The organism is Bradyrhizobium oropedii (assembly GCF_020889685.1).
Lineage (GTDB): Bacteria > Pseudomonadota > Alphaproteobacteria > Rhizobiales > Xanthobacteraceae > Bradyrhizobium > Bradyrhizobium oropedii.
In genome coordinates, this window is sequence record NZ_JACMYO010000092.1 from 26,019 (window position 1) to 32,578 (window position 6,560).

The following is a 6,560-nucleotide window of genomic DNA, read 5'->3' on the forward strand; positions in this document are numbered from 1 at the left end:
TGGCCGCGACGGCCTATCGATAGAAGGCGTTGGGCGGCACGCCGAAATGCTTGCGGAACATCGCGGCGAAGGCGCTCTGGCTGGCATAGCCGGCATCGAGCGCGACATCGACCACGCGAGCGCCTTGCGCGAGCCGTTCGAGCGCGAACAGCAGACGGGCCTGCTGACGCCATTCGCCGAAGGTCATGCCGGTCTCCTTGGCGAACAGGCGATGGATCGTCTTCGACGTCAGCTTCAAGCGGTGCGCCCATTGCTCGACGGTCGAGGCATCGTCCGGGCGGCTCACCAGCGCCGCGCAGATCCGAGCGAGCCTTTCGTCGCGCGGCATCGGCAGATGCAGCGGCAGCACATCGATTTCGCGGAGCTGGTCGAGCAGCACGCGCATCAGGCGCGCGTCAGAGGTCGCGGGCGCATAGTCCAGCGGGACAGCCATCGCGGCGACGAACAATTCGCGCAGCAGCGGCGAGACCGTGAACACGCAACTGGTCTGCGGCAGATTGGGCGCCGCGTCGGCATCCACGAACACCGTGCGGATCTTGACCGCGCCGCACATGCGGACCTCGTGTTCGAGATCGGCCACCAGCCACACCGCGCGATTGCGCGGCACCACCCAGGTTCCCTCGGCGCAGCGCACGATCATCACGCCTTCGATGGCATAGAGCAATTGCCCGCGCGGATGCGCGTGCCGGCCGGTCGACGCGCCGCTCGGATAGTCGATCTCCATCGCCGCCATCGGCCGCGCCGTGGCGTGATAGTCGAGGTGCCGTGTGATCAACTCGTCCAACACGTCTTAATCTCGCATGTCCCAATCTCGCTAGGTGAGGTCATTCTAGCGTGAGACGGACCTCGGCGCGACAGGTAGTTGCTGGTGGGTCCTTCTCCAACACGCTGCCAAGTCATGCTCAAGAAGAATGCTGCACTTCTCTACCCCTTCGTTGCCATCGTGCTGTGGGCCGGCAACGTCATCGTCTCCCGCCTCTCGGCGCACACGATCGGTCCGCAGGCGATCACCTTTGATCGCCTGCTGGTCGCAGTGCTCTTGATGTCGCCGTTCGTGGCGCGCGCTGCCTGGCGCAATCGCCACGCGATCTGGCCGCATCTCGGTCCGCTCGCGATCCTCGGCTTCCTTGCGATGTGCCTGTTCCAGAGCCTGTCGTATCTCGCGGCCGAAACCACCACCGCGACCAACATGGCCGTCTTCACCGCGCTGACACCGCTATTGACGGTCGCGCTCAGCGCCGCACTGCTCGGCGAGCAACCGACGCTTGGCATGATCTGCGGCGCGCCGCTGTCGTTTGCAGGCCTCGTCTATCTCGTCAGCGGCGGCGAGTTGTCGTCGCTGTTGCAAAACGGCGTGCATGCGGGCGACGCACTGATGCTGCTCGCCGCGATCGTCTACGCGCTGTACGGCGTGCTCCTGAAGCGCTGGGCTCTGCCGATCAGCGGATGGCAGTCGACCTATATGCAGGCGCTGTGCGCGCTGGCCGTGATGTTTCCCGCGTTCCTCGCGACACCGGCGCCGCTGCGGCAGGTCAACGCCGCAACCTTGCCGCTGATCGTCTATGCCGGGGCACTGGCGTCGGTCGTGCTGCCGTTCCTCTGGATCCGCGGCGTCGCACAGCTTGGCCCGAACCGCTGCGCGATCTTCATGAACCTGCTGCCGGTGCTGACGGCCGCAGCCGCGATCGTGATGCTGGGCGAGCCGGTGAGGTCATTCCACGTCGTCGGCGGCGGCCTCGCGCTGCTCGGCGTCGCCTTTGCGCAGGCCTTCCCGCGGCCGCTGAAGACCGCGTGCGACGCGCGATAAGGCGCAAGGCAAGGTTGGCGATCTCGCTGTTTTGATCGCATGTGAGAGGCCAGGGCGGAATAGGGGGCTACGGTCGGCGATCACTTGTTCGGTGAAACGGAGTGATCGCGATGTGTGCTGCCTTGCGTGTTTCCTTACCTATTTCCCTGGCCTTGGCGTTGTCTCTCGTGATCCTATCGAGTGCGGCTGCCGATGCCGCAACGGCGCATCACCGGCGTGCGCGACAGCACTTCATCATCAGTCCGATCGAGCAGGTCGCCCCTCCGGGCTGGTATAGATATCCCGGCTTCGGGCCGATCCCGCCGGGTGAGAATCGAAACCTAGATCCCTCCACCCGCGGCAGCGGCTGACAGCGGCGCGCCGACGCTCTATCACCTCGATCCCTCTAGGGCGGCGGCCGCGAGCCTGAGTGACCCGCCTCACATCACTTCCGGAACCGTTCGGCGAGAGTTCCGGCCAAGGCGATGCAATGGTGCGTCGGCCCAGATGCGGAGGAGGGTAAATCATGCGTTCAATTACAGTGAGCTTCGCCGTCGCAACTGCGATTGCTCTGTTGACGTTCGGTCAGTCGGCGTCCGCCGCCCCCATTGGCGCAGTCGTCAAGGCGTGCGACCGAACCGCAGGCTGCAACTACACCCTGAACAAGGCCGGAGACCTGTCGGGGTGCTCCTCGAAAGCCTGCTTCTACTGCCCCAACGACGGCAAGCGGCAGTGCATCGGGATCCAGTAAGATGCCAGGGGTCTGCTTCCAGCGGGCCCCTTTGCTTCTGAGCGTGTGATTTCAAAGCTATGCCGCGTTGGTGACCAACTTGTGCCGGGATACCTCGGTGACGCGCTTTTCGAGTGTGGCGATTGTCCCCTTGAGATTGGCGTACCGCTCAATGAGCGACCTTGCCAAAATCGGATACCTTGCGTCCGACCGGTCGTGAACTCCCGTGCGCTCTTCTTCGGTCGCGATGTCGGCTTCGATCTGCTGGCAGGCCAGGACAAGATCGGACAGCATCTTGCTGATCGTCGACTCTCGTCCAGCGCCTCCGCGGGCTGTCTCAAAACGATGATGCATGTTCATTTGCGTGCTCCGAATGTCTGAGTTCGGCACACCGGGAACAGTTGGCGCCGAACTATTCGCGGATGCGTCGCAAGTTGCCTGCCAGTAGCGGGTCCGTAAGAGTACGGTCGGGGCGGTGTGGCGCGGGTATGCCGCCGAGGGCGACAGTCTGACGGGCCTCGCAGACTAGTCTCGCCGCCACGCCGGGATGCAGGCACTTAGCGTGACGCGCTTGTAGTCGCGAGCGGCGTCCTGATCTCCAGCCTGTTCGGCAAACCTGACCGCGGCCTCTATGTCCAGAGCGGCGGACGCGCTCTCGCAGAACAGGCTGCGAATTTCAGCCCGGTATCGATATGCCCTGTAGTTCATCGGGTTGTATGAAAGCGCCTGGTTGTAGTTGTTTTGCTCCTCAGTGGCGCCTCGGCGCGCTTCATCCGACTGACTGTCGAAGTTGGTGATGCGATTGAGCGACTGGAGTGTCCCAAGCTGCATGTAACGCAGAGACATCGCGCCAAGACTTGCAGGAAGTGGTTCGCTCGAGCGAGAAGGTTGCTCCACCGCGGTGTTCGCGCGGTCGATTTCGATCTTCTTGTATTTTATGGCGTTGTCGTAGTCCCGCAAGCTTTGGAACGTGCTCGATATTTCGCCGTTGATCGGAGCAAGATAGGCGGTCGAGAGCCGTCGATCGCTCAGCAGGTTGAGGCACGCCCGTATCTTTGCCTGCACAGGCAAGACATCGCGACATTCCTTGTCGATCACACGCCATTCGTCCCGCGAATGCGCCGTCGGCGGAGTCTGCGCAGCAGGCAGAATGAATGCCAGTGCGAGGCAGATCGCTATCCTGAGACCGCGGCTTGGGCCATTCATTTTATGTCGTCGCCTTTAGCCCGATCTCGACCAGCCGACGGATGGCCTCGGGGCGGCCTCTCGATCTCTTGGTGATGCCAAATAATCAAGCCGGGGGGAAGCTGACAACGCAGCTCATGGATAGGGCTCAAGAGTGAGGCCGTTCGTGACTGGGAAAGACCGAACGGCCCCAGCCGGCCCGTAGCACCAAAATGGAAGAAATAGGCCGGCGCTCCAGCTACGGCTCGCCGGGCAAATGGTTTCGCCAGCCAAATGACCTCGCATCTGTCCGGCCCTTTCGAGCTGTTGGATCAGACCACCTTTGCTTCTTCGATGATTGCCGAAGCCGAGCGTCGCTCGCAAATGAAGTGTTGCTCACGATGTTGCGGCATTGCGTCGACATCGATTGCTCGACGATGGGACCAGTTGCTCTCGCGCGAGTGCCATGGTCGCCTGCGCCAGGCTAACAGCAATGTTCCTTCAAGGATGCGGCCGCTTGCTAAGAGCGCGCATGGTCGGCTTGACGGCAGGTCGTCAAAACAAACGCTGCCTTGCTACATTGCCACTCGCTGCCAAGCGCAGCGCTCGAGACCGGCCGCGGGGCAGCAATGATCGCCAGCGCAGCAACCATGCCAGCCAGCGAAGTTGCGATGACGAGCCTGCCGGCTTTGGATGCGAAGCGCTGCCCTAGCCGAGGTCTCAAGTCGGCTGAGCGACGAAGTTGGGCGTTACGCAAAACCTGGTCGAGATCCTGGAATTGAATGCCATTGTCGTGCTGCATGGCCTTACTCCGGAAATGTTCAGGTGAACGAAATCAATGGGAGGATGCTGGGCGCGGTTTGTTGCGCTGTCGCTTCGAGGCGCCGGAAATGATGTTTCATTCACGCGGAGGTGACTGGCGGTCCAGGCTCGCCGTGCCGGAAATTCGGGGCGAACCCGCGTGCGGTAATTTTACGGAAGAGAACGTGGGACGAGCCTCACCCTAGGAAGTATTCCGTCTTTGGTCGGCGCTCAGCACGCGGTATGTTGCAGAGGCACCCATGGGGAAGCTTCGAGGAGTGTATACGTGCGAGTCATACGAAATGGGCTTCTGTCCCTTCTGGCCTTGGGAGCGTTGACTCTGGAAGGTCGCGCGCAAACTCAGGTCCCAGCATTGGAGTGCGATTTTCCGACCGCTTCAACTGATGGTTGGAACATGGCCGCGTCGATCGTCCAATACTACATCGATACGGCAAGAGGCTGGAGATTGGACCAAGATTCCTTCTCCTTTGAGGGCCCGGCAAACATTACTATCGATGGAAAAGAGCAGGCAGCTTCGCTTTCGATCATGATTTCCCGACAGTCGGGCAAAGCCACCAAGACCCTGTCAGCGGGGGGAAAGTCCCTTACGCTCAGCGGGGAATGCAAGAAAATGGAATCCGACGGGCGAAAGTTCTGAGCACCAACGATTGGTCAACTCGCGTCTAGCAGCGCCCGACGCGCTCTATACACCGCCCTGTTCGGCGTGAGCACGATTGACCTGCATTTTCGGAGGTCTCCCATTGATCGCATGGCTCGACTGCCAGCGTCGCAAAACGACGCTGTGCATTGAACTGTGCTTTATCGAGGCGAACTGAGAATTGTGTGAACTATATCAAAGCGATATGGCGGAGAGGGAGGGATTCGAACCCTCGATACAGCTTGAGACCGTATGACGCTTTAGCAAAGCGTTGCCTTCAGCCACTCGGCCACCTCTCCAATGGCGCCGATATGCCCGAGTGGACGCTGAGCCGCAAGCGGCAGATTCAGATTGCGACAAGGTGATTTGGTGGCAGCCCGGCCGCCAGCCGCCCCGGAGCGGGCGCTGAGCCTTTATATAGCGATCTGATTTGGCGGCGCCGGCTCGGGTGAATGCCAGAAATATTAGTTATAACAATGGATTAGATTGATTTCTCGTCAGGCCTGACAGTCGCCCGTCGCAAGGCTGTTGAAAACCGCCTTGCGCCGGCTCATTCGACGCTGGCGCCGCGGCGCAGGTCGGCGTCGATCTGCAATCTGGTGCCGCCGCCGAAGCGGGCCCGATAGACCTGCAGGTTCTCCATGATGCGCTGGACGTAGTTCCGGGTCTCGGAGAACGGAATCAGTTCGACCCAGTCGACCGCGTCGACCTTGGGGTCGCGCGGATCGCCATAGCGCTCGATCCACTTCTTCACGCTGCCGCGACCGGCATTGTAGGCGGCGAAGGTCAGGATGTAGGAGCCGCGATAGTCCTCGAGCAGGCCGCCGAGCTCGGCCGCGCCGAGCGTCGCATTGTAGACCGGGTCGGTCTTCATCCGGTTGAGGTCGAAGCCGATGCCGGCGCGCTTGCAGACATAGCGTCCGGCGTCCGGCGTCACCTGCATCAGGCCGTAGGCCTGGGCCGGCGACACCACGGCCGGGTTGAACGCGCTCTCCTGGCGCGCAATCGCGTAGACGACGCTTTGCTCGACCTCGGGGCCGACCTGGCGGAACGAGGGGATGCCGTTGACCGGATAGGCGTAGTGATCGAACGGCAGCCCGCGATTGAGCGCGGCCTTGCCCATCAGCAGCATGCCGCGGGCGTCGCCATGGCGCGCGGTAAGCTCGCCGAGGCCGGCCAGCGCTTCCGGATCGCCATTGTCGCCGAGGTCGCCGAAGATCGGGATCGCGAGCTCGCGCGCGTCGATTTCGTAGAGCAGGGCGACCGCACGGACGATCTCCAGCCGATCGGCGCCGCGGCCGCGCGGCGCGCTGTTCAGCTCGATCTGCGGCAGGCCGAGTTTTGCGCGGGCGAGTTGCCCGTAATAGCTGGTCGACTGCTCGGCCGCGCGGGCGTAGGCCGCGCGCGCCTCCTGGCCACGG

8 protein-coding genes and 1 tRNA gene are annotated in these 6,560 nt (G+C 62.4%); 3 read left to right on the forward strand and 6 right to left on the reverse strand.

Annotated features, from left to right (window positions below; all coding sequences use genetic code 11):
* Positions 1-13: 13 nt before the first annotated feature.
* Positions 14-787, reverse strand: coding sequence for an AraC family transcriptional regulator (locus H8A95_RS24350; RefSeq protein WP_229185360.1), 774 nt, complete (start codon positions 785-787; stop codon positions 14-16).
* Positions 788-898: 111 nt separating this feature from the next.
* Here H8A95_RS24350 and H8A95_RS24355 point away from each other — a divergent pair, with 111 nt between their 5' ends.
* Complete coding sequence (locus H8A95_RS24355) at positions 899-1,807, forward strand: DMT family transporter (RefSeq protein WP_229185361.1); 909 nt, start codon at positions 899-901, stop codon at positions 1,805-1,807.
* Between the two features lie 505 nt (positions 1,808-2,312).
* Entirely contained in the window at positions 2,313-2,537 is a 225-nt protein-coding gene (locus tag H8A95_RS24360; RefSeq protein ID WP_229185362.1) for a hypothetical protein, read from the forward strand.
* Between the two features lie 57 nt (positions 2,538-2,594).
* On the opposite strand, the gene H8A95_RS24365 is transcribed toward H8A95_RS24360, so the two are convergent.
* The 3 genes from H8A95_RS24365 to H8A95_RS24375 form a co-directional block, all read right to left on the reverse strand.
* The gene (locus tag H8A95_RS24365; protein WP_229185363.1) at positions 2,595-2,876 is read right to left on the reverse strand and encodes a hypothetical protein; all 282 of its coding nucleotides are present in this window, start codon (positions 2,874-2,876) and stop codon (positions 2,595-2,597) included.
* Positions 2,877-3,041: 165 nt separating this feature from the next.
* A complete protein-coding gene (locus tag H8A95_RS24370) occupies positions 3,042-3,614 on the reverse strand; it encodes a hypothetical protein (RefSeq protein ID WP_229185364.1) in 573 nt (190 codons plus the stop codon).
* 586 nt (positions 3,615-4,200) lie between these two features.
* A complete protein-coding gene (locus H8A95_RS24375) occupies positions 4,201-4,482 on the reverse strand; it encodes a hypothetical protein (RefSeq protein ID WP_229185365.1) in 282 nt (93 codons plus the stop codon).
* Positions 4,483-4,896: 414 nt separating this feature from the next.
* On the opposite strand from H8A95_RS24375, the gene H8A95_RS24380 reads away from it, so the two are divergent.
* Positions 4,897-5,139 (forward strand): hypothetical protein, encoded by a 243-nt coding sequence (locus H8A95_RS24380; RefSeq protein ID WP_229185366.1) that lies wholly within the window; start codon positions 4,897-4,899, stop codon positions 5,137-5,139.
* 206 nt (positions 5,140-5,345) lie between these two features.
* Here the strand turns inward: H8A95_RS24380 and H8A95_RS24385 are convergent.
* Together H8A95_RS24385 and H8A95_RS24390 are read right to left on the reverse strand one after the other, a co-directional pair.
* Positions 5,346-5,438, reverse strand: a tRNA-Ser gene (locus tag H8A95_RS24385).
* A 251-nt stretch (positions 5,439-5,689) separates the two neighbouring features.
* Positions 5,690-6,560: lytic transglycosylase domain-containing protein (locus H8A95_RS24390; RefSeq protein WP_229185367.1), on the reverse strand; the 871-nt coding region annotated here is incomplete at its 5' end.

Coding starts and splice junctions, on each gene's coding strand:
- H8A95_RS24360 (WP_229185362.1), top strand. CDS start 2,313: ATGCGTTCAATTACAGTGAGCTTCGCCGTCGCAACTGCGATTGCTCTG.
- H8A95_RS24365 (WP_229185363.1), bottom strand. CDS start 2,876: ATGAACATGCATCATCGTTTTGAGACAGCCCGCGGAGGCGCTGGACGA.
- H8A95_RS24380 (WP_229185366.1), top strand. CDS start 4,897: ATGGCCGCGTCGATCGTCCAATACTACATCGATACGGCAAGAGGCTGG.
- H8A95_RS24355 (WP_229185361.1), top strand. CDS start 899: ATGCTCAAGAAGAATGCTGCACTTCTCTACCCCTTCGTTGCCATCGTG.
- H8A95_RS24375 (WP_229185365.1), bottom strand. CDS start 4,482: ATGCAGCACGACAATGGCATTCAATTCCAGGATCTCGACCAGGTTTTG.